21 protein-coding genes are annotated in these 23,062 nt (G+C 46.2%); 20 read left to right on the forward strand and 1 reads right to left on the reverse strand.

Features of this window, described 5'->3' with window-relative positions; translation table 11 throughout:
* Nucleotides 1-10 precede the first annotated feature (10 nt).
* The 18 genes from yqfD (at nucleotide 11) to SFC66_RS07490 (ending at nucleotide 19,679) form a co-directional block, all read left to right on the forward strand.
* Nucleotides 11-1,243 carry a sporulation protein YqfD gene (gene yqfD / locus SFC66_RS07405; protein ID WP_411218072.1) on the forward strand — a complete coding sequence of 411 codons (1,233 nt, stop codon included), beginning with the start codon at nucleotides 11-13 and terminating at the stop codon, nucleotides 1,241-1,243.
* Nucleotides 1,244-1,245: 2 nt separating this feature from the next.
* Nucleotides 1,246-2,202 (forward strand): PhoH family protein, encoded by a 957-nt coding sequence (locus SFC66_RS07410; RefSeq protein ID WP_411218073.1) that lies wholly within the window; start codon nucleotides 1,246-1,248, stop codon nucleotides 2,200-2,202.
* Nucleotides 2,203-2,258: 56 nt separating this feature from the next.
* Nucleotides 2,259-4,373 (forward strand): HD family phosphohydrolase, encoded by a 2,115-nt coding sequence (locus SFC66_RS07415; protein ID WP_411218074.1) that lies wholly within the window; start codon nucleotides 2,259-2,261, stop codon nucleotides 4,371-4,373.
* Nucleotides 4,373-4,846, forward strand: a complete 474-nt coding sequence (ybeY, locus tag SFC66_RS07420; protein WP_411218075.1) for an rRNA maturation RNase YbeY — start codon at nucleotides 4,373-4,375, stop codon at nucleotides 4,844-4,846. The genes SFC66_RS07415 and ybeY overlap by 1 nt, the downstream gene beginning before the upstream one ends.
* On the forward strand, nucleotides 4,815-5,201 hold the full coding sequence (locus SFC66_RS07425; RefSeq protein ID WP_411218076.1) for a diacylglycerol kinase family protein: 387 nt from the start codon (nucleotides 4,815-4,817) through the stop codon (nucleotides 5,199-5,201). Before ybeY ends, SFC66_RS07425 begins: the two co-directional genes overlap by 32 nt.
* 858 nt (nucleotides 5,202-6,059) lie before the next feature.
* Complete coding sequence (gene era / locus SFC66_RS07430) at nucleotides 6,060-6,968, forward strand: GTPase Era (RefSeq protein ID WP_411218077.1); 909 nt, start codon at nucleotides 6,060-6,062, stop codon at nucleotides 6,966-6,968.
* A gap of 112 nt (nucleotides 6,969-7,080) precedes the next feature.
* The gene (locus SFC66_RS07435; RefSeq protein WP_411218078.1) at nucleotides 7,081-7,239 is read left to right on the forward strand and encodes a YqzL family protein; all 159 of its coding nucleotides are present in this window, start codon (nucleotides 7,081-7,083) and stop codon (nucleotides 7,237-7,239) included.
* A 23-nt stretch (nucleotides 7,240-7,262) separates the two neighbouring features.
* The gene (gene recO / locus SFC66_RS07440; protein WP_411218079.1) at nucleotides 7,263-8,006 is read left to right on the forward strand and encodes a DNA repair protein RecO; all 744 of its coding nucleotides are present in this window, start codon (nucleotides 7,263-7,265) and stop codon (nucleotides 8,004-8,006) included.
* A gap of 297 nt (nucleotides 8,007-8,303) precedes the next feature.
* Entirely contained in the window at nucleotides 8,304-9,194 is an 891-nt protein-coding gene (gene glyQ, locus SFC66_RS07445; protein ID WP_411218080.1) for a glycine--tRNA ligase subunit alpha, read from the forward strand.
* The gene (gene glyS / locus SFC66_RS07450) at nucleotides 9,184-11,271 is read left to right on the forward strand and encodes a glycine--tRNA ligase subunit beta (protein ID WP_411218081.1); all 2,088 of its coding nucleotides are present in this window, start codon (nucleotides 9,184-9,186) and stop codon (nucleotides 11,269-11,271) included. Before glyQ ends, glyS begins: the two co-directional genes overlap by 11 nt.
* A 28-nt stretch (nucleotides 11,272-11,299) precedes the next feature.
* Entirely contained in the window at nucleotides 11,300-11,932 is a 633-nt protein-coding gene (gene ccpN, locus SFC66_RS07455; protein ID WP_411218082.1) for a transcriptional regulator CcpN, read from the forward strand.
* A 21-nt stretch (nucleotides 11,933-11,953) separates the two neighbouring features.
* Entirely contained in the window at nucleotides 11,954-12,763 is an 810-nt protein-coding gene (locus SFC66_RS07460) for a pyruvate, water dikinase regulatory protein (RefSeq protein ID WP_411218083.1), read from the forward strand.
* Between the two features lie 179 nt (nucleotides 12,764-12,942).
* A complete protein-coding gene (locus SFC66_RS07465) occupies nucleotides 12,943-14,046 on the forward strand; it encodes an acyltransferase (protein ID WP_411218084.1) in 1,104 nt (367 codons plus the stop codon).
* Nucleotides 14,047-14,216: 170 nt separating this feature from the next.
* Nucleotides 14,217-14,687, forward strand: coding sequence for a YaiI/YqxD family protein (locus SFC66_RS07470; RefSeq protein WP_411218085.1), 471 nt, complete (start codon nucleotides 14,217-14,219; stop codon nucleotides 14,685-14,687).
* 23 nt (nucleotides 14,688-14,710) lie between these two features.
* Nucleotides 14,711-16,534, forward strand: a complete 1,824-nt coding sequence (gene dnaG, locus SFC66_RS07475; RefSeq protein ID WP_411218086.1) for a DNA primase — start codon at nucleotides 14,711-14,713, stop codon at nucleotides 16,532-16,534.
* Between the two features lie 37 nt (nucleotides 16,535-16,571).
* Nucleotides 16,572-17,693 (forward strand): RNA polymerase sigma factor RpoD, encoded by a 1,122-nt coding sequence (gene rpoD, locus SFC66_RS07480; RefSeq protein WP_411218087.1) that lies wholly within the window; start codon nucleotides 16,572-16,574, stop codon nucleotides 17,691-17,693.
* Nucleotides 17,694-17,866: 173 nt separating this feature from the next.
* Nucleotides 17,867-18,577: a tRNA (adenine(22)-N(1))-methyltransferase gene (locus SFC66_RS07485; RefSeq protein WP_411218088.1), complete on the forward strand. Its 711-nt coding sequence runs from the start codon at nucleotides 17,867-17,869 to the stop codon at nucleotides 18,575-18,577.
* Nucleotides 18,570-19,679, forward strand: a complete 1,110-nt coding sequence (locus tag SFC66_RS07490) for a Nif3-like dinuclear metal center hexameric protein (RefSeq protein WP_411218089.1) — start codon at nucleotides 18,570-18,572, stop codon at nucleotides 19,677-19,679. The genes SFC66_RS07485 and SFC66_RS07490 overlap by 8 nt, the downstream gene beginning before the upstream one ends.
* 30 nt (nucleotides 19,680-19,709) lie before the next feature.
* On the opposite strand, the gene SFC66_RS07495 is transcribed toward SFC66_RS07490, so the two are convergent.
* Nucleotides 19,710-20,654 carry a 4-hydroxy-3-methylbut-2-enyl diphosphate reductase gene (locus SFC66_RS07495; RefSeq protein WP_411218090.1) on the reverse strand — a complete coding sequence of 315 codons (945 nt, stop codon included), beginning with the start codon at nucleotides 20,652-20,654 and terminating at the stop codon, nucleotides 19,710-19,712.
* Between the two features lie 174 nt (nucleotides 20,655-20,828).
* Here SFC66_RS07495 and SFC66_RS07500 point away from each other — a divergent pair, with 174 nt between their 5' ends.
* A complete protein-coding gene (locus tag SFC66_RS07500; protein WP_411218091.1) occupies nucleotides 20,829-22,142 on the forward strand; it encodes a DEAD/DEAH box helicase in 1,314 nt (437 codons plus the stop codon).
* A 15-nt stretch (nucleotides 22,143-22,157) separates the two neighbouring features.
* Nucleotides 22,158-23,045 carry a deoxyribonuclease IV gene (locus SFC66_RS07505; protein ID WP_411218092.1) on the forward strand — a complete coding sequence of 296 codons (888 nt, stop codon included), beginning with the start codon at nucleotides 22,158-22,160 and terminating at the stop codon, nucleotides 23,043-23,045.
* Nucleotides 23,046-23,062: the final 17 nt, after the last annotated feature.

The following is a 23,062-nucleotide window of genomic DNA, read 5'->3' on the forward strand; positions in this document are numbered from 1 at the left end:
GGGGGTTCGTATGAAGAAGCACACACAGGATATTTATTTCACTGGATATGTGACCGTTCTGATTGAAGGGGATAGACCCGAGCTGTTTTTCAATCAGCTCGTGCAGGAGGAAGTGCTTGTCTGGGATATCAAGAAAAAGGACAGCCAAACATGTGAAGCGAAGATCAGGAAACAGGATATCAGCCGTCTTCGCATGCAGCGAAGAGGGACAGGCTATAAAATAAGTTTTCGCAGTAAACATGGTTTTCCTTTCCTCTTCACTGCATTGCTTCGCAAAAAGCCGTTGCTTCTAGGTATCTTGATCAGCGTGTTAAGTGTTTTTTTGCTGTCCAATACAGTATGGAAAATCGAAATCAAGGGTGTAAGCCCTGAGTTGGAGCATGAGATCGAAACACAGCTTGATGAGTATGGGGTCCGTTTGGGAGCATTCAAACTCACGCTTGGCGCACCTGTCGATATCCAGCAGCGCCTGCTGCAGGATATACCGGAACTTCTGTGGATAGGAGTACAGGAAAAAGGGACAACCTATGCTTTGGAAGGTGTTCCGAAAACAATCGTCGAAGAAGAAATCAAGCCAGGCCCCCGGAACCTTGTTGCCAAGAAAAAGGGTGTGATCGTCGATATGTTCGTTTCAGAAGGAGCTGCACAGGTTGGAGTCCATGATTATGTGGATGCCGGCGATATACTCGTGTCAGGGCTGATCGGCAATGAGCCGCAGCCTGTGAAAGAAGAGGACAAGACAAAGCCAAAAGATACGCGTAAACGTGTTGCAGCAACTGGCAAGGTCATCGCCAGGACATGGTACAATGTATCATCAGCAGTGCCGCTGGATGAAACATATACAGTACTTAGCGGCAAGCAGAAAAATGAATACAGCATCCAATTCGGTGACAGTTTCCGCTTGCCGATTTGGGGGTTCGGGGATTCGGAATTCAAGGATTCCCAGGAACAGGATTCCGTGCGTCATCTCCGTTTCCTGCGCTGGGAGCTGCCGATCGGCTTGAGTAAGAACTCCGAATACGAGCGCATCACAAAACATGTGAAACGTACGAAAGAAGAAGCAAAAACACAGGCTGAAAAGCTGGCTAAGCAGGATTTGCAGCTTCAAGTCGGTGCAGATGCTGACATTATTTCTCAAAAAATTTTACATGAGACTGTAGAGAATGGTAAAGTAAAATTAATCTTATACTTTCAAGTAAATGAGGATATTGCAACATCTCAACCTATATCTCAAGGAGATTGATTATGCCCGAAGACGTAAAACGTGTGAATCTGCAATTAAAAGATACGAATGAAACATTGGCTCTATTCGGCACGGAGGATCGCAACCTCAAGCAAATAGAGGAACAGCTCCGTGTATCCATCGTAACCCGAGGAGAAGAAGTCCGTGTGACTGGACCCGAAGAAGATGTCCGGACAGCAGAGGAGCTGCTGCAAGCTCTTGCTGCGGTCATCCGGCGCGGCATACCGATCGGGGAACGCGATGTGGTATACGCCATAGAATTAGCTAAAAAAGATAATCTGGATCAATTTGAGACTTTATTCGATGACGAAATAACGAAGAATGCCAAAGGGAAGTCCATCCGCGTCAAAACGCTTGGTCAGCGGAATTACATCAATGGCATCAAGTCCAATGATTTGGTATTCGGAATCGGACCCGCCGGTACCGGTAAAACGTATCTGGCAGTCGTAATGGCCGTAAATGCTTTGAAAAAAGGCATCGTCAAACGGATCATCCTGACGCGTCCGGCAGTCGAAGCCGGGGAAAGCCTTGGATTCCTGCCAGGGGATTTGAAAGAAAAGGTAGACCCTTATCTCCGTCCTCTATATGATGCATTGCATGATGTCCTTGGATTGGAGCAGACAACCCGCTTGATCGAACGCGGAACGATCGAGATTGCGCCGCTTGCTTATATGCGGGGTCGTACGCTCGATGATGCGTTCGTCATACTGGATGAAGCGCAGAACACGACCAAAGCCCAAATGAAGATGTTCCTGACCAGGCTTGGATTCGGTTCCAAGATGGTCATCACAGGTGATTTGACGCAAATCGACTTGCCAAAAGGCGCTGCATCCGGCTTGCGGTCTGTTGAAACAAGGCTGAACAATGTAAAAGGTATCTATTTCACCTACTTGAAACAAACGGATGTTGTGCGTCATCCGCTCGTACAGCGGATTATTGAAGCATACGAATCAGAGTGATGAAATGAGGCCCGGCTTCGGGTCTTTTTCGATTCAGGGTGTTAGGAGGGCAGAACGTGGCTAGATTCAAGTTCAAGGATCTGTTCCAAAAGGAGTCAAAAACCAGTGGGCGAGCTTTCGTCCTGATCGGTGCTTTATTGCTGGGATGCTTTTTCTTCGTCATGACGGCATCCAATGTGACGACAAAGGATTATGATGTACAAATTTACGATGCGGCAAGTGAAACGATCCGTTCACCGATCACAATCGAAAACGAAGCGCAGACACAAAGGCAGAGACAGGAAGCAAGCCAGCAGATAGATGACCGTTATGTCGTCTCTTCTGAAATCACCAACGCAAAAACGGATGCGGTAAAAGAAATATTTTCTGCAATAAGTCAAGCGGATGATGCCGATGATCCGCTCGATAAAAGAATGGAACACGTCAAAGACCTGCTTTCGGAATCCGTCAAAGAAGAATTGACGGATCGGCAGCTTGAGCAGCTCCTGACAGTGCCGGCGGATGAAAGGGGAATCAGTGAAAAAGTATTCACTGATGCGATGACAGGTTTTCTGGAAGATGGTGTAAAACGCGATGAGGTGCAAGAGACGCGGGAGGAGATGGGGGAACGGATTAATTATGCCGATGTTTCCGTCGATACGAAGCGGGCGCTGCATTCGCTCATTAGCTTTGCCATCGTGCAGAATGCTTCCTTCGATGCGCAGGAAACGGCTTCGGCCAGGACGGAAGCACAGCATGATGTGGCGCCTGTTATGATCCGGGCTGGTGAGATCATTGTCCAAGAAGGTCAGACAATCACAAATGATGTCTATGAAGAGATGAAGCTTGTCGGGCTGCTCAACAATTCGCGGAATGTGCTGCCGCTTGTCGGCCTTGGACTATTCATGGCACTATTGACAGGCATTCTGACATACGAGACTGTACATACATTAAAAAAACGGACCAAACCGAGTAAGCCTGTCCTATTATTTGCGTTTCTGCTCACTTGTTTGTCTGTGCTGTTATTGAAGCTGATCACGATTGTCGGCACGACGGATGAGCATTATTATCTATTGCTTCCGGCTGCATTTGCCGCCGTCTTATTCCGGCATTTGCTCGGTGAGCGCTTTGCAATCGGTTATGCAATCGTCTACAGCATCCTGGCGGGCATCATCATGAATGATGAAATACCAGGTTCTTTGAACATGGAAGCTTCACTATACTACTTGTTCGCCCAGCTTGCGGCTGTTTATGCGATGCGTAATGTAAAAGATAGGGCCGCGATGACGAAAGCGTTTCTGCTGCTTGTCAGCATCCAGATAATCAGTGTATTGTTATTCTTATTCTTCGCGTTTGAGAAGTATGCCTGGGAAACAATATTGCTTTATATTGGTTTTGCGGTACTGTCCGCCATTTTGACTGTCATATTAGTTGCTGGTGTGCTGCCGTTCGTGGAAGCCGGTTTCGGAGTTCTCTCTGAAACTAAGCTGCTTGCACTCTCCAAGCCCAACCATCCCTTACTCAAAAAGATACTGACGGACGCACCTGGCACTTATCATCACAGCATCATGGTCGCTAACTTGTGCGAAGCAGCTTGTGAAGCAATCGGTGCGGACGGACTGCTTGCCAGGGTAGGCGCTTATTATCATGATCTTGGAAAAACGCGTCAGCCGCAGCTTTTCATCGAAAATCAGATGGGACGAAAAAACCCGCACGATCGGCTGTCGCCGCGCCAGAGTGCAGAAATCATCATCCGGCATCCATATGATGGGGCACAGATGCTGAAAGACAACCATTTTCCAAAAGAAATAATCGATATGGCTGAACAGCATCACGGCACTTCCCTTTTGAAGTTTTTCTACTACAAGGAAAAGGAATACAATAAAGACGTAAAGGAAGAATCATACCGTTATCCAGGGCCAAAACCTTCCACGAAGGAAACGGCTGTCCTGTCGATTTGCGATAGCGTCGAAGCAGCTGTGCGTTCGATGAAAGAACCGACACAGGAAAAAATCCGCAGCTTGGTGGATAGCATCATCAAGGACAAGCTCATGGACGGCCAATTGGATTGTGCGCCGCTGACATTGCAGGATTTGCAAGTGATCAAAGATGCCATCTGTCAGGCGCTTACCGGTATATTCCATTCACGTATCGAATACCCAGATGAAGGAAAAGTTAAGGAGGCAAATTAATGCATATTGATTTCCATGATAAAACAAACTCTGTTACGGAAGATTATGTCGATATGATCGATCGACTTATCCAATACGCAGCAGATGCAGAAAACATCACAAAAGAAGCGGAGATGTCCATCACTTTCGTGGATGATGAAGAAATCCAGATCATCAATCGTAATTACCGTCAAAAAGACGCGCCGACAGATGTCATCTCATTCGCGATGCAAGAAGAAGGTGAAGGGGAGCAGCAAATCATCGGGGAAGAAATTCCGGTTGTTTTTGGTGACATCATCATCTCCGTCGATAAAGCGAAAGAGCAGGCAGAAGATTACGGACACAGCCTGGAGAGAGAGTTAGGATTCCTTTCCCTGCACGGATTCCTGCATCTATTGGGATATGATCATATGAATGAAGCTGATGAGTTGAAGATGTTCGGCCGACAAGAGGAGATTTTGAATGGCTTCGGACTCAAGCGGGAAGAAAACTAAATCCGGCATTGGCTTCCGTTATGCGTGGAACGGGATCAGATGGACTTTCCAAAAGGAAAGGAATTTTCGGATCCACACAGTGGCTGCAGTTTTAGCGATCATTGCCGGAATCTTTTTCCGAATTGAAACAGCTGAATGGACAGCAGTACTTCTGAGCATTGGTTTTGTGATTGCGACAGAAATGATCAATACAGTCATTGAGCTCATGATGGACCACTTATCACCTGAACGGAGTGAAACAGCAGGTCTTATCAAGGATATCGCAGCAGGTGCTGTCCTCATTGCAGCAATCACAGCCGTACTGGTAGGGTTGACTGTATTCGTTCCGGAAATTATTTCAGTATGGAAAGAGTAGATGAACCGTCCATTTTGATGGACGGTTTTTTCTGTATTAAGTTAAAACATTTCTTATTGGGGAAAATAGCAGTGGAAGTCTTTTTAGCGGGGCGGGTAGCATTTTTGATGCGTCTAGCTGCGGGAACCAGAAACTGCGCCGTAAGCGATAAATCCCTGCGCAAGGGAAAATCACCGTGCTCCGGGCTTTCTCACTTACTTCTCCGTCCCTAATCGGCTCTCTCCGCTTTTGATTTTCGGCTAGCTACGGGAGCCAGGGACTGCGCCGTAAGCGATAAATCCCTGCGCAAGGGAAAATCACCTTGCTCCGGGCTTTCTCACTTACTTCTCCGTCCCTAATCGGCTCTCTCCGCTTTTGATTCGGCTAGCTCCAGAAACCAGAAACTGCGTTGTAAGCAATAAATCCCGACGTGGGGAGAACACCCACTCTGGGCTTTCTCACTTACCACTCCGTTTCTAAGCGGTTTCTTGCGCTTTTGATTTTTTCGGCTAGCTCCAGAAACCAGAAACTGCGTTGTAAGCAATAAATCCCGACGTGGGGAGAACACGCACTCTGGGCTTTCTCACTTACCACTCCGTTTCTAAGCGGTTCTTGCGCTTTTGGTTTTTTCGTCTAGCTCCAGAAACCAGAAACTGCGCCATAAGCGATAAATCCCTGCGTAAGGGAAATACACCTTACTCCGGGCTTTCTCACTTATTTCTCCGTTTCTAACCGGTTTCTTCCGCTTTTGATTTGTTTTTTTTAACCCCTTTTGTCGAATGGGTGAAGTGGTGGGGGATTTGTAGTAAGATAGAGATACAACATTTTAATAGTACTTGATGTTTTTGTCGTACTAGTACTTGGAGGAATCTATACAGCATGGAGAAAGAATTTCGTTCTGGTTTCATTTCCATCATCGGGCGACCGAATGTTGGGAAATCAACTTTATTAAATCGTTTCGTCGGTCAAAAGATCGCTATCATGAGTGATAAGCCGCAGACGACGCGTAATCGGATCCAAGGGGTGCTCACGCAAGATGATGCACAATTCATCTTCATCGATACACCTGGTATCCACAAACCGAAGCATAAGCTTGGTGATTTCATGGTAAGGACTGCAGAGAACACAATGAATGAAGTGGATGCAGTCATGTTTATGATCAATGCCGAAGAAGGCTATGGCCGAGGTGATCAATTCATCTTGGAGAGACTGCAGAAGGTCGAAAATCCTGTCTTTTTAGTAGTGAATAAAATTGATAAAGTCCATCCTGATAAGCTGCTTGAACTTATCGAGCTTTACAAGGACAAGTTGGATTTTGCTGAAATTGTACCGATCAGTGCCTTGGAAGGCAATAATACAGCACATTTGCTTGAAACTTTGAAAGGTTACCTATCAGAGGGGCCGCAATATTATCCAGAGGATCAAGTTACGGATCACCCAGAGCGATTTGTCATCAGTGAACTTATCCGCGAAAAGGTACTGCATCTGACTCGTGAGGAAGTTCCGCATTCGATTGCAGTTGTCATCGAAGCGATCGAAAATCGTCACAGCGACACGGAAAAAGTATTTATCCAAGCGACGATTGTGACGGAACGTAAATCCCAAAAAGGAATCATTATCGGCAAACAGGGCAGTATGCTCAAACAAGTCGGTAAGCTTGCGCGTAGAGATATAGAGATGCTGCTTGGCAGTAAAGTATTTCTCGAGCTTTGGGTCAAAGTGCAGCCTGACTGGCGGAACAAGCAAGCACAGCTCAATGATTACGGTTTCAGTCGTGAGGAATATTGATAGCTGGTAATATTTGAAGCACATGGATTAAGGGCGAAGGAGTCATCCTAACTAGGAGTAAGTAATTGTTTTGTATGTTCATTTCTTAAAAAAACAGAAAGGTGGACTTCCTATGATTGATTTCCATTGGAAAATCTTCAGCAAGACCGGGAGTATCGAAACCTACTTATTGATGAAAGAAATTGAAACAGTGTACAATTCGCTAATACCTCCGGAGCAAGATAACATCATTGAGCTTCCGAATTATAGTCGGCTTCAATCGAAAATGTAAGCAACAGGAGTGGGGAGAGAGATTTGCTCCAAAATGTAGAAGGAGTCATCCTGCGCACACAGGATTATGGGGAAACACATAAGATCATTACGATCTTCACAGAGGACCGCGGTAAGATCGCCGTCATGGCCAGGGGGGCGAAAAAACCGAAAAGCCGGATGGCTGCCATCGCGCAGCCATTCATCTTCGGGTCATTCCTGGTGCAGCTTGGCTCCGGTATGGGTGCGATGCAGCAGGGCGAACCGCTGCAGAGCTTCCGGGCAATCCGTGAAGATATCGTAAAGACAGCTTATGCATCGTATATAGCAGAAATGACGGATAAGCTGACAGATAATAATAAACCGGATCCGGATCTTTTCCGTCAGCTGCTGCAGGTCCTGGAATGGATCAATGATGGAAAAGATGCGGATGTGCTGCGCATCATCTATGAACTGAAGATGTTCCGGCGGGGCGGTTTTGCACCGACAGTTCATCAATGCGTGAATTGCGGTAATCCGGAATTGCCTTTCCGATTTTCCGTTCCAGAAGGCGGCATGCTTTGCCGGCGCTGCATGCATCTTGACCCGGATGCTTATGTCTTATCGGACAAAGTGACAAAACTGCTGCAGATTTTTTCCAGCATAGATATTTCGAGAATCGGTAATATCAATGTGAAGCCGGAAACGAAACGACTATTGAATGAACTGCTTGACGCTTATTATGAGCGGTATGGCGGGTACTTTTTGAAAAGCAAGAAGTTCCTTGCCCAATTGGATAAACTCCAATGAAGGTTTGTTGACAATCAGTATGTTATTTTAGTATGATAAATGAAAATCGACGGCTTGCGTTGAAGAAGAGTAGTACCCGTCCGGCCCTTTGTACAGCGAATCTGGGATAGTGGGAGCCAGAGTAAAGGCAGACGGTGAAGGCGCTTCTGAGCAAAAGGAAAAAAGAGTGGCTTCCATTTGGGAGCAAATAGGGTGGAACCGCGGTAATCCCGTCCCTATGCTGTATGATATGCAGCATAGGGACGGGATTTTTCTTTGTCCACCCTGACGTTGATGAAAAAACATGGAGGGAATCCAATGAATATCCAAAATATGATTTTGACATTGCAAAAGCATTGGTCAGACCAAGGCTGTCTATTGATGCAAGCGTATGACGTAGAAAAAGGGGCAGGTACGATGAGTCCGATGACTTTATTGCGCAGTCTCGGTCCTGAGCCTTGGAATGTGGCTTATGTGGAACCGTCACGCCGTCCTGCTGATGGACGTTACGGAGAAAACCCGAACCGTCTGTACCAGCACCACCAATTCCAGGTGATCATGAAGCCTTCACCAGATAATATCCAAGAGCTTTATTTGGACTCCTTGCGCAAATTGGGTATCGATCCATTGAAACATGATATCCGTTTTGTCGAGGATAACTGGGAAAACCCGACACTTGGCGCAGCCGGTCTTGGCTGGGAAGTTTGGCTGGATGGCATGGAAATCACGCAGTTTACGTATTTCCAGCAAATCGGCGGATTGGAAGCGAAGCCTGTATCTGTAGAGATTACATACGGTTTGGAACGACTTGCTTCTTACATCCAAGATAAAGAGAATGTCTTTGATCTGGAGTGGACAGACGGCGTGACGGTAGCAGACATCTTCAAACAGCCTGAATTCGAACATAGTACGTACACATTCAAAGAATCAGATACAGATATGCTGTTCCAGCTGTTTGATATGTATGAAAGAGAAGCAAAACGCATCATGGATCAAGGCCTTGTATTCCCGGCATATGATTATGTTTTGAAATGTTCCCATACATTCAATTTGCTCGATGCCAAAGGTGCCATTTCCGTGACGGAGCGTACTGGTTATATCGGGAGGGTCCGGAACTTGGCCAGATCGATTGCGAAGAGCTATGTAGCGGAGCGGGAAAGACTTGGCTTCCCGATGCTGAAAGAAGGAGCGGATGAGCATGCAGAATAAAGATGTACTTTTCGAAATCGGTTTGGAAGAAATGCCAGCACGGTTTTTGCCGTCTACGATACAGCAGCTTGAAACGAAAACAGCTGCTTGGCTGAATGAATTAGGATTATCTTTTGAAAAAATCGTTGTACAAGCTACGCCAAGACGCGTTGCCGTTACGATTTTGGCATTATCGGAAAAACAGCCTGATATTGAAGAAGAGGTAAAAGGACCGGCAATGCGTATCGCGAAAGATGAAACAGGAGGATGGTCCAAAGCTGCCCAAGGATTCACCCGCGGTCAAGGAGCTTCGGTCGAAGATATTTACACAAAAGATGTGGACGGAACAGAATATATCTTCGTTAAGAAATTTGTAAAAGGACAGCCTGCAGCTGATTTGCTGCCTGCTTTCAAAGATGTACTTCTAAGCTTGCATTTTCCTAAAAACATGCGCTGGGGCTCAGGAAACTTGCGATATGCACGGCCTATTCGCTGGATTGCAGCATTATATGGAGAAGCCGTGCTCCCGATGGAGATTGCGGGCATCAAGTCATCCAATATCACGTATGGTCATCGATTCCTGGGTGAAACAGCTGTCATCGATAACCCAGGTGTTTACACATCAGTACTTGAAGAGCAATTTGTAATCGTGGATCAAACGAAACGCAAACAGATGATCATTGATGGCATCCGTCAGTTGGAAACTTCAAATGGCTGGCAGATTCCGATGGATGAAGAATTGCTGGAGGAAGTATTGTATCTGGTCGAATATCCGACAGTCTTCCATGGTAACTTCGCTGAAAGCTTCCTTGACCTGCCGGAAGAAGTGTTGATCACGAGCATGAAAGAACATCAGCGCTACTTCCCGGTGACGGATGCTTCGGGTAAGCTGCTGGCACATTTCATCGGTGTTCGGAATGGGAATAGCGATCATCTGGAAAATGTTGCTCGCGGAAATGAGAAAGTCCTGCGTGCGAGACTGCAGGATGCGGAATTCTTCTATGCAGAAGACAAGGCGCAGCCAATCGATAAAGCTATGGAAAAGCTATCCAAGATGATTTATCAAGTGGAACTTGGCACTTTGCAGGATAAAGTGGATCGCGTGACGAAGATTGCGAATATCATCAGTGAAGCTTCTGGGGTCGATCAGGAAACAGCTGCAAGGGCAGAACGTGCAGCAAGCATCGCCAAGTTTGATTTGGTGACGAATATGGTAAATGAATTCACGGAATTACAAGGTATCATGGGTGAGAAATATGCGCGCCACTTTGGTGAAGATGAACGAGTTGCCCAGGCAATCCGTGAGCAGTATATGCCGCTTTCCTCCCACGGAGAACTTCCTGAGTCCGTCGAAGGCACGATTGTCAGCATTGCCGACAAGCTAGACACAATCGTTGGCAGTATGGTCATCGGTAACGTACCGACTGGCTCTCAAGATCCATATGGTTTGCGTCGTCAAGCAGTGGGTATCATCCAGATGCTTGCTAAGACGGATTGGCAGATCACTGTCGAGGAAATTGTCGAACGTGCGGTAGTATTGTTCGAACAGCAGGAGTTACCGACTGTTGAAAAAGATACGTACACAGAAGATATCCGCAGCTTCTTCCATCAACGTGCTTCACAGCTGCTTAAAGAAGAAGGCATTTCCTATGACGTGATCGAAGCGGTTCTTGCCATCCAAATCGGCAATTACCCGTACACGCTGGCAAAAGCGAAGACTTTGCAGGCATTGCGACATGATGATAGCTTCAAACCGGTACAAGAAGCATTGGGCCGTGTCATAAACCTAGCTAAAAAAGGTACAGATCAGGGCGTAACGGAATCACTGTTCGAAAATGAACAGGAAAAACAGCTGTATCATTTACTTGAACAAAATAAACCAGCATATCTGGAAGCTGCATCCAAGCGTGAAGCCCAAGAAGCGCTGGATATCCTGGCAGCATTCGCTGACAGCATCTCTGCATTCTTCGATCATACGATGGTCATGGCAGAGGATGAAAAATTAAAAACGAACCGCTTATCATTATTGAACCAATTGGCTGCGCTGATTCTGAGCTATGCAGATGTGACAAAAGTACAGTGGAAGCAGGTCCAATGAAGGCAGTTCTTGGATAGAGGTGATGAACATGGATTTGTCTAAAAGACAACAGCAGATTATCGCGATTGTGAAAGAAGCAGGACCGATAACAGGAGAACAAATCGCGGAGCGGCTCAATTTGACCCGTGCAACACTGCGCCCGGACTTGGCCATCCTGACAATGGTCGGTTTCCTGGATGCAAGACCGCGTGTCGGCTACTTCTATACAGGTAAAACAGGTTCAGAGATCATCACGGAAAAACTGATGAAATACAAAGTTGAAACATTCCAGTCGATGCCGATTGTCATCAAAGAAGACGATTCTGCGTATGACGCCATCAGTGCGATGTTTCTCAGTGATGTCGGGACGCTCTTCGCAGTCGATAAAGATAAAAATCTAGTTGGCGTTGTATCCCGTAAGGATCTGCTGCGAGCGAGTATCGGTAATCAGGTGCTGCAGGATATCCCGGTTCACATCATCATGACGAGGATGCCGAACGTAGCAGTTTGTTATCCAGATGAGCTGCTGGTGGAAGCGGCTAATCGATTGATCGAAAAACAAATCGACAGCTTGCCGGTCTTGGAAAGATCGACCGAAACAGGAGCAAAGGTCGTTGGGCGTATCACCAAAACGACGATCACGAAGGCTTTCGTCGAACTTGCCCGAAACGAACTTATGTAAATGAATCCAGGAGGGGAACCGATGGACAAACCAATCGTCTTTGTTGTATCAGATTCTGTAGGGGAAACGGCAGAACTTGTCGTCAAGGCAGCACTCAGTCAGTTCAATTTGGAAGAACCATTCGCATTGCAGCGAGTACCCTATGTGGAAAGCACGGCTATATTGGAAGAAACAATCAAACAAGCCAGCGAGCGTCCATCGATCATAGCATTCACGATGGTCAACCCTGATTTCCGGGCATTTTTGATAAGCGAAGCAGTTCGTCTTGGCATACCATGCATCGACCTGATGGGACCGCTTATGGATGCAATGGCGGATATGTTCCATCAGAAACCGAAATTGCAGCCTGGATTGGTGCATCGGCTCGATGAAGATTACTTCCGCAGAATCGAAGCAATCGAATTCGCTGTACGTTATGATGATGGTCGTGACCCACGCGGTATAAACCGTGCAGATATTGTGCTGATTGGTGTTTCCCGTACATCCAAAACACCATTGTCCCAGTATTTGGCGCATAAACGGCTGAAGGTTGCCAATGTCCCGATCGTTCCGGAAGTAGAGCCGCCGCGGGAACTGTTCCAGGTTGATCCAGCCAAATGCATCGGTTTGCGTATCAGTCCTGAAAAACTCAACAATATCCGAAAAGAAAGACTGAAAGCACTTGGCCTCGGTGACCAAGCGAGCTATGCCAATATCGATCGAATCAATCATGAATTGGAACATTTTGATAAGATTGTGGAGCGGATCGGTTGCCGCGTCATTGATGTGTCCAATAAAGCAGTCGAAGAAACAGCTAATAGTATTTTGACTGTGCGCAACCAACTTGATTAGCATGAAATAAATGTAATTGAATATAAAATTAATTTAAAGTTAGTGTTAAGTTTCTGTTCAACTTGCATGTTGACGGTACTCCGGTGGAAATTTTTACGATACCATCAGAAGAGGTAACATCAGTTAATCTGTTGTTACCTTTTACTGTTTCGTAATATGAATCGACGAGGAGACCGGACATGAAAAAACAACAGCAAATCAAATCGATTTATCTAATGCGGCTTTTGGCGATGTCACTTGTCGTGCTCGTCCACGTTACGGGAGCTTATGCCAGTGTATTGCCTTTTGCAGGAGATGCATATGAGAAATACCACTTCCTGAACCGGATCATACGGATCGAAGCAGGTATCTTCATCTTTATCACGGGATTGGTATTCTTTTATCAATACAAACATAAAAAACTGTCAAAATCCTTATGGAAAGAGTATTACAAAAAACGAGTCAGTTTCATTTTGGTTCCATATTTGATATGGGCGCTTGTTTATGAACTGCATAAAGCAATGCTTGGATTTGGAGATTTGCAGCCCACAGCGATCGCAAAACGGATTTTCTTTGGAGAGAGTTATTATCAGCTGCACTTCATCTTTTTGATTGTGCAAGTTTATCTGGTTCTTCCCTTGCTAATATGGCTGGATCACAGTGCGGTTTTTTTTCGCAAATATATGTTTATGTTCGGCGGTGTGCTTCAAGTGGGCTATTTTGCTTTACTGCCCTACCTGCCGGATAACACAATTCCATTATTCCTGCAATTGATGGGTACCTTATTGCTAGGTGGCTGGATCGGTGTTCATTATGATCGCGAAAAAGCGAAAAGCAAGCACTGGTCAACGTGGTGCTGGCTAGTTATCAGTGCAGTTGCAGGTACGACCGTAGCTCTCTATTATTACGGCTCCGGCACTCTTGGCAATTTTGAATGGAATAACATCTTGTATGAAAGCACCAATTACATCTTCCTTGTAACAGGAAGTTATGCTGCATTCCGACTAGCTGAAACGGTTGCAGACAAGCTTTCCGCAGCTGCCCTTGCCAAATTACAGCAACTTGCGAGTTATTCCTTCGGTTTCTACTTGCTGCATCCGCTCATTTTGGATTATGTGACAAGGGCTATACCGGCTTACAGCAATTATCTGTTTCATGTCCAAATGCTGCTTCGTTACGTGGCGGTGATGGCGGGCTGCTTCATCATCATTTATCTTTTTCACCGCTTTGTGCCTTTTGCATCCATCTTTTTCGGCAAATTACCGAAGAACAGCAGCAGATTGAAACAATCCAAGGCATCTTGACAGCTAGTTAAATTAATGGCTTTTTTATATATTCTGTATTATAATTAGTTTTTGTGAAAAAATGTTGTTAGTATGAATTATGTATATATGGCAACCCTTGAGGTAAAAAGCTTTATAAAAATTTTACGAAAAAGGAAGGATTCCGCATTTTATTGTAGAATTAGTGAGACATGAAATCACATAACCCTATTGTCTATGTGGATGCAGACAGCTGTCCTGTCAAGCAGGAGATTATATCCACATGTGCAAATCATCACGTGCAAGTCCGCTTTGTAACCACGATCAATCATTTGAGCAGTGACCATGATGACACTTGGATTGTGCTTGATCCCATGGATCAAGCGGTGGATTGGTATATCCTGAATCACGTCAAATCAGGGGATTGTGTTGTGACACAGGATCTTGCACTTGCAACTTTGCTGACAGCCAAGGCTGTCACTGTCATCACAACGCGCGGAGAGCTGATCACAGATGCAGATGCGGATGAGATCCTATTGAGGAAGCACATGCGTATTCAGAACCAGCGACAGGGCAAACGGATCAAGGGACCTTCCAAGCTGACAACTGCCGATCGAAAAAGATTCCTTACTATTTTTTCAACTTTTTGTCGAAAAATGCAGGAATCAGGCGAAAGCTGTTGAATTATATAGGTTGGTGATGTGGAATGGCTGGTGCAATACCAGAAGAAATAGTGGAAGAAGTCCGCAAATCAAATGATATTGTCGATATAATCGGCGAGCATGTTCAACTGAAGAAGCAAGGGCGGAACTATTTTGGGCTTTGTCCTTTTCATGGAGAGAAGTCTCCATCTTTCTCCGTGACCCAGGAAAAGCAAATATTCCATTGTTTTGGCTGCGGTAAAGGAGGGAATGTATTTACCTTCCTGATGGAATTGGAAGGAATTTCATTCTCACAAGCTGTCCAGCAGCTGGCCAAACGGAGCGGGACGGATGTACCTGCCTTTGTCACGGAGCGGCAGGATAGCGGGCAGTCAAAAGAAGACCAGACCGCACTTGAGGCGAATGAATGGGTGGTCAAGCTGTATCACAATTTGCTTCGCAGCACCAAAGAAGGCAAGACTGGTCATGAATATCTGCTTGGACGCGGACTGACGGACGAGACAATCGATACTTTCCAGTTGGGCTTTGCTCCAAACAGCAAGGACTTCACTGTGAAATTCCTTGAAGGAAAAGGATACAAGCCGCAAGAACTGTTTCACACCGGGCTGTTTTCTGCCGATAAAGAAAACAAGCCGCAAGATCGGTTCCGCGGCCGGGTCATCTTTCCGATCCGGAATCACTTGGGCAAGACAGTCGGCTTTGGCGGACGCACACTTGGCGGGGGGCAGGAACCGAAGTACTTGAACAGTTCCGAAAGTGAGTTATTCCAAAAAGGCAGGATGCTGTTCAACTTCGATCTGGCCCGCAATGAAATCCGCAAATCAGGCCAAGTTGTCGTATTTGAAGGATATAATGATGTCATTGCAGCTTATCAGGCGGGTGTGCGCAATGGGGTTGCCACACTGGGGACGTCATTGACAGATACGCAAGCCAAGCTGCTGAAGCGCTACGCTGAGCAAGTCGTCATTTGTTATGATGGCGACAAGGCAGGGTTCGAAGCTTCTTACCGGGCGCTGCAGATCCTGCAGAAAACAGGCAACCATGTTCGTATCGCCATGCTCCGCGACGGACTTGATCCGGACGATTACATCCGCGAAAATGGCGCGGAAAAATTCAAGCGTTCCGTCATCGATGCTGCGCTGACGGCTATGTCATTCAAGATGCATTACTTGAAACGGGACTTCAATCTTTCCATTGAAGGAGATCGCCTGCAATATGTAGAAAAAGTGTTGGATGAGATTGCACAGATTGAAAGCTCTGTGGAAAGGGAACACTATTTGCGGGAGCTGTCTAACGCAATGGATCTCTCCGTGGAGACACTTACTGCCGATCTTGAGCCAAGACTGCGGAAGCGGGAAAGCAAGCGAACCGTCCAGCGGACAGCGAACCCTCCGGTTCAAAAGCAGCAAACCCGTCATTATGAAAAAAAAATGCCAACTGCTTATCAGACAGCAGAAAAACAGTTGTTGGCGCATATGCTTAGAACAGCGGCAATTGCGGATAAAGTGCAAGAGGAGTTAGGTGCTTCCTTCATAACCGAGCAGATCCAGGTAGCCGCCACTCACCTATATGCGTTTTATGAAGAAGGTCATGATGCGGATGTAAGCCAATTCGTATCGACACTTTCGGATCCTGCGCTGCAGCAGCTGATCATTCAAACAGCCATGCTGCCGGTGACAGAGGATATCAGTGATCAGGAAATCGGTGATTATATCCGTACAATCAAGCGCGAGCAAGTGAATAAGACGGATGTGAGCCAGCTGCTTGCCCAGCAGCGGCAAGCAGAGCAGGAAAACGATCCGATCCGTGCAGCACAGATAGCCATGAAGATCATGGAAATACGCAGAACTTTAAAAAGTTCTCTGTAATAATAGATAGCTTGATGTTTTGGAAGGAGGAGGACTTATGGCAGAGAATAAGCCAGCAGGTTCTAAAGTGAATGATACGGAAATGACATTGGAGCAAGCAAGAGAGCTCCTCGTTGAAATGGGTAAAAAGCGTGGCGTCCTTGCTTATGAAGAAGTAAGCGAGCGTCTTGCGAATTTCGAATTGGATTCCGATCAAATGGATGAGATCTATGAGCACTTGAACGAACAAGGTGTGGAAGTGATCGGGGAATCCGACCAGGACCCTAATATGAAACAAATCGCAAAAGAGGAAGAATTTGACTTGAATGACTTGAGCGTTCCACTCGGTATCAAGATCAATGACCCGGTACGTATGTATCTGAAGGAAATCGGCCGTGTCGACCTTCTCTCTGCAAAAGAGGAAATCGAACTTGCAGAACGAATTGAAAATGGAGATGAGGTAGCCAAGCGCAGATTGGCAGAAGCAAACCTTCGTCTGGTTGTCAGTATTGCGAAACGCTATGTCGGCCGCGGTATGTTATTCCTTGATTTGATTCAAGAAGGTAACATGGGTCTTATCAAGGCGGTAGAGAAATTCGATTACCGCAAAGGATTCAAATTCAGTACGTATGCCACGTGGTGGATCCGTCAGGCCATCACCCGTGCTATTGCCGACCAAGCGCGTACAATCCGTATCCCCGTTCATATGGTTGAAACAATAAATAAACTGATCCGCGTACAGCGTCAGCTCCTGCAGGATTTGGGACGTGAACCATCTCCGGAAGAAATCGGGGAAGAAATGGAACTCACTCCGGAAAAAGTACGTGAAATCCTCAAGATTGCACAAGAGCCTGTATCCCTTGAAACACCGATTGGTGAGGAAGATGATTCCCATCTAGGGGACTTCATCGAGGACCAGGAAGCAACTTCCCCATCTGACCATGCAGCATATGAGTTGCTGAAAGAGCAGCTGGAAGATGTATTGGACACATTGACTGACCGGGAAGAAAATGTTCTTCGTTTACGTTTCGGTCTTGATGATGGCAGAACGAGAACGCTCGAAGAAGTCGGCCGGGTATTTGGTGTTACGAGAGAGCGTATCCGTCAAATCGAAGCTAAAGCATTGCGTAAGCTTCGCCATCCAAGCCGAAGCAAACGTTTGAAGGATTTTCTAGAATAAGAAGGCTGCGCTCAGCTATCATGCGGTATACTGCATATGGCTGGGCTTTCTTATTGCCTTTAGGATTACATACATTTTACAAAAATTGAAAGACGAATGCAAATTCTCCCGGGAAAAAGTATGGGAGGATATTTTACAAAAAACACGTATATTTGACAAAGGAGTTGGAGATAATGAACGTTTTATCATTGTCAGAGCGACTTTCGGCAGTGGCTGCACATCTGCCGGAATCTGCACATTTTGTCGATGTCGGATCTGATCATGCTTATCTTCCTTGCTACGTTTGTTTACAAGATCCCACAAGCAAAGCCGTGGCAGGTGAAATTAACGACGGGCCATTCCGCAGTGCACAGAAACAGGTGAAACTGCAGGGCTTGACTGAAGTGATCGATGTGAGAAAAGGAGATGGACTTGCCGTCGTAGAACCCGACGAGGTGGAACAAGTCGTTGTTGCAGGTATGGGAGGCCCATTGATTGCTTCTATTTTAGAAGCAGGTAAAGATAAACTGGGTCGTGTGGAACAGCTTATCGTCCAGCCTAATATAGATGCCAGAGCTTTGCGTAAATGGTTCCAACATAATGGATTCGTTTTGCAGCAGGAACAAATCCTGGAAGAAGCTGGCCATATCTATGAAATATTGGTAGCTGTGCGTGATGGAAAGAGTTTATATCATGAGGATGCAGCCGTGCGTGACAAGGAGCTGTTGTTCGGCCCGCAATTGTTAAAAGAAAAGAATGAAGCTTTCCGGGCAAAATGGCTGGATTACAAGCGGAAGCTGGAGCGCAATGTTGCGAATATGCAGCACGCGCAGCATGTCGATCAAGACAAGCTTGCATCTTTCAAAAAGGAACTAAAATGGTTGGAGGAGGAATTGAATGACTGACAAGCATATCCTCATCGCAGATGTCATCCGCCATTTTGAAGCTTGGTGCCCTCCGTCACTTGCAGAAGACTGGGATAATGTCGGACTCCAGGTAGGTACTTTGGAACGAGTGGTAACAGGTGTGCTGACTACTTTGGATGTTACCGAAGCAGTCGTGGATGAAGCCATCTTGCAAGAAGCCAATCTTATCATTGCGCATCATCCGTTGTTATTTGCACCACCTAGGAAATTGGATACACACACGCCTAAGGGGCGCGTTATCCAAAAGATCCTCAAGCATGATATCACCGTGTATGCAGCTCATACGAACCTTGATGCTGTCAAGGGAGGAGTCAATGACTTGATGGCGGATGCACTGGGGTTGGATCAAAAGCGTGTTTTCCTTCCTTCGGGATACCAAGGATTCAAGAAATTGATTGTCTTTGTACCCAAAACCCATGAACAAAAAGTAAAAGATGCACTGCATGACAATGGGGCCGGAAATATAGGCAACTACGAAAAAGTCAGCTTCGTTTCAGAAGGCAGCGGATATTTTCAGCCTAATGATGATGCAAATCCATTCATCGGTCAGGCGGGAGAAATCGAAAAAGTCGAAGAGGTACGTATCGAAGTGCTTGTTCCTGAAGAAAAAGTAAATGATGCAGTTGCTGCAATGTTAAAAGCACATCCATATGAAGAAGCAGCTTATGACGTCTATTCTGTCGCAACGAAAGGGAAAGCTTACGGACTAGGTCGTGTCGGTAAGCTGCCTGCGCCGATGAGCTTGCTGGAATTAGCGGAACTTGTGAAAGAGAGGTATGCTGTCCAGCATGTACGTTTTACGGGTGATGCATCTGCGTCGGTCGAAACGGTAGCGGTGCTTGGCGGGAGCGGCCGTGGTTATATTGACCAGGCCATGCAGCAGGCTGATGTATATATCACGGGTGATTTGACATTCCATGAGTCGCAGGATGCGATGCTGGCAGGTCTTTGCTTGATTGATCCGGGGCATTATGCAGAACAGATCATGAAGCAAAAAGTGGCTGATCATCTGCAAGATGCATTTGCAACGCTGCCGATTTATGTGTCACAAATAAATACTGATCCATTCAGGAGCATATAAAAAACCGAGTCCCACAAGGACTCGGTTTACTTATTTCTTGACTTTGACTCTTGGAAGGATCTTCTTCGGATCAACATTGAACTCAAGCTTCACATCTTCCAGATTGGTTGGATCAAATTTTTCGATGAAGTTGATGACTTCCTTTGTAACAGGGGTAGGAGTGGAGGCACCAGCAGTAATGGCAACTGTTTCAACGCCTTCCAGCCATTCAAGCTTCAGCTGCGAAAGATCTTCGATGCGATATGCTTTCGTGCCGGCAATCTCTTGGGATACCTGAGCAAGGCGATTGGAGTTGTTGCTTCGCGGATCACCCACTACAAGCGTCAGATCTGCATCTTTAGCCTGCTCGGCAACTGCTTCCTGACGCACCTGTGTTGCCATGCAAATTTCTTGGATCATCTCGGTTTGCGGGAACTTCTCTTTTACGAGCTGCATGACATCGTAAACGTCCCACTGACTCATCGTCGTCTGATTTGTGACAATAAGTTTTGATGCATCCAATTCAAGTGCTTGGACGTCTTCTTCAGTCTGGACAAGATGGACCTTGCCTGGGGCGACGCCGATGGCACCTTCTGGCTCCGGATGCCCTTTTTTACCGATATAGACGACTTCATAGCCTTCTGCTACTTTTTCACGGATCAAATCATGTGTACGAGTCACATCCGGGCAAGTGGCATCAAGGACAGTCAGGCCTTTATCATGTGCACGCTGTTTCACTTCTGGAGAGACACCATGAGCTGTGAATACAACGGTACCGCTGTCTATTTGTTCCAAAAGCTCCATTCGGTCCGAACCATCTAGTGTGATGACACCTTCCGTTTCAAATGCATTGGTAACGTGAGCATTATGCACGATCATGCCGAGAATATAGATCGGCCGGGGAAGATTCTCATCCCGTACGGCATTCTGCGCGATCACCATGGCATCCACCACACCGTAGCAGTAACCTCGCGGCGCTATTTTAATTACGTTCATTCGCTGTGTTTCCCCCTTCTCCGTTTTCACGGGACATCTATTTCTGGGTCTATTCCATTATAAAGGCTAACAAGGAATATGACAAAGATTGTTTATTATCCTCGCGTAATCGTGCAAAATATGACAAAGTCCTCTATAATAAAAAAGTAAGAGAATGACCAAAAGGAGTTACACATGAAAAATCATCAATTCAAACAATACGCGCTTCAGCCATCGGTCAACGAAGCGATTGATAAACTAGGCTTTGCAAAACCAACACCGATCCAGGAAAAAGTCATCCCGGCAGCACTTCGGGGGGAAAGTGTCATCGGACAATCCCATACCGGATCTGGTAAGACACATTCTTATTTGATTCCATTGTTCAGTAAGCTGAAGGAAAGCGAGCAGCACGCACAATTCGTTGTCACTGCACCTACACGTGAACTTGCCATTCAAATATATGACGAAGCCCGCAACTTCATCAAGCTTGCCGGTAAAGAACATGATTGGCATGCGAAGCTGTTCATCGGCGGAACAGATAAGAAAAGGTCGATCGAGAAATTAAAAACACAGCCGCAAATCATCATCGGTACACCAGGACGGATCCTGGATCTGATGGAAGAGCAGGCATTGGATTTATATCCTGCGACAAGCTTCGTACTTGATGAAGCGGATTTGATGCTTGACTTGGGATTCATCAAGGAAGTGGATCAGATCCTGACACGGATGCGCCAGGACGTCCAACTGCTTGTCTTCTCTGCGACAATTCCGGAGCGCCTGCAGCCATTCTTGAAAAAATACCTGGAAAACCCGAAGCACTTTGAAATTGGCGGTCATTTATCACCGGAAACGATGGAGCATCGTCTGGTTCCGATGCGTCACCGTGATGAAGCAGAGACGATAATGAAAATAGCGAGTGTCATCCAGCCTTATATGGCCATTATTTTTGTCAATGGTAAAGACGCCGCCAATACCCTGGCAGCAGAACTGACGGATAAAGGATTGCCAGTAGGCCTTCTGCACGGCGGCCTTACACCAAGGGAGAGAAAACGCGTCCTTCGCGACATTCAGGAATTACGTTTCCAATATCTTGTCGCAACGGATTTGGCAGCACGTGGTATCGACATCAAAGGCGTCAGCCATGTTATCAATGCGCAGCTTCCGAAAGAAGAACCGTTTTATGTTCACCGTGTCGGCAGAACTGCACGTGCTGGAATGGAAGGGACTGCCATCAGTCTTTACAATGACTACGATTTAGAGCTTATTCATAAACTGGATAAGAAAGGTCTTGAATTCACGACCTATGACATCGCTAATGGTGAATGGAAAGAACTGAAAGCATGGAACGAGCGGGTTACTCGTAAGAAAACGGAATCGGATAATGAATCCCAAGCCTGGAAGCAAGTACGTAAACCGAAGAAAGTTAAACCTGGCTACAAGCGCAAAATGCAGTATGAGAAAAATAAAATCAAGAAAAAGCTGGACCGACAAGATCGTAAGCGAAAGTAAGGAGAAAGTTGATTTATGATAATCGGATCACATGTTAGTATGAGCGGCAAAAAAATGCTCCTGGGATCAAGTGAAGAAGCATATTCCTATGGTGCAAATGCCATGATGATTTACACAGGGGCACCGCAGAACACAAGAAGAAAAGCGATTGAGGAACTGAACATAGAAGCAGGCCGGGCACATATGAAGGAGCATGGCATTACAGACATCGTGGTGCATGCCCCTTATATCATTAACGTCGGCAACTCCATCAAGCCGGAGACATTCGAATTGGGTGTGAACTTCCTTCGCAGTGAAATCGAGCGGACAGAAGCAATCGGAGCGAAACAGATCGTATTGCATCCGGGCGCTCATGTAGGGGAGGGAGTCGCTGCCGGTATCCAGAAGATCATTGAGGGTTTGAATGAAGTGCTGGTGAAGGACCAGAATGTTCAGATCGCCTTGGAAACAATGGCTGGAAAAGGATCCGAAGTGGGTTCCAACTTTGAAGAACTGGCTCGTATCATCGATGGTGTCACGCATAATGACAAGCTATCCATCTGTTTCGATACTTGCCATACACATGATGCCGGTTATGATGTCGTAAACGACTTTGATGGTGTTCTGGATCAATTCGACCGTGTGATCGGGTTGGACAGATTGAAAGTGCTGCACATCAACGACAGCAAAAACGAATGCGGTGCCAGGAAAGACCGCCACGAAAACATCGGATTTGGTCATATCGGCTATGATGCGCTACGCTATATCGTACATCACGATCAGCTGCAGCAGCTGCCGAAGATACTGGAAACGCCATTCGTCGGCGAAGATAAGAAAAACAAGAAAGCACCGTATGCGCATGAAATCGATATGCTCATGAGCAATAGCTTTAACCCGAATCTAAAAGAAAATATCCTGTCTTAATCAAACACCCCGAATCA

It is taken from the genome of Terribacillus saccharophilus (genome assembly GCF_046592895.1).
Taxonomy (GTDB): Bacteria; Bacillota; Bacilli; order Bacillales; family Amphibacillaceae; genus Terribacillus; species Terribacillus saccharophilus_D.